This is a genomic window from Lysinibacillus sp. CNPSo 3705, assembly GCF_028674935.1.
Lineage (GTDB): Bacteria > Bacillota > Bacilli > Bacillales_A > Planococcaceae > Lysinibacillus.
The window spans coordinates 1-255 of the sequence record NZ_JAQZSD010000236.1; the positions used below are offsets into that span (position 1 = coordinate 1).

The 255-nt window shown below is 30.6% G+C and carries 1 protein-coding gene; it reads left to right on the forward strand.

Annotated elements, in window-relative coordinates:
- Positions 1-46: 46 nt before the first annotated feature.
- Positions 47-255: HTH domain-containing protein (locus PVA17_RS25205; RefSeq protein WP_337993637.1), on the forward strand; the 209-nt coding region annotated here is incomplete at its 3' end.

Consider the following 255-nt stretch of genomic DNA (forward strand, 5'->3'; position numbering starts at 1 on the left):
GTTTTTAAGTTTATAATAAGAAAAACAACTATCGGAGCGTACAAACATGTCCAAAAAATTATTTACCAAGCAACAACAGTCGCAATTAAAATTGAATCCTTATGTAAAAGCAGTGAGCGATAAATCAATTACGTATACAGATGAATTTAAACAATTCTTTATAGATGAATTTGAGAAGGGAAAATACCCTCGTGAAATTTTTCTTGAAGCAGGTTTTGATATTGATATTATCGGCATGACACGCGTAAATAAAGC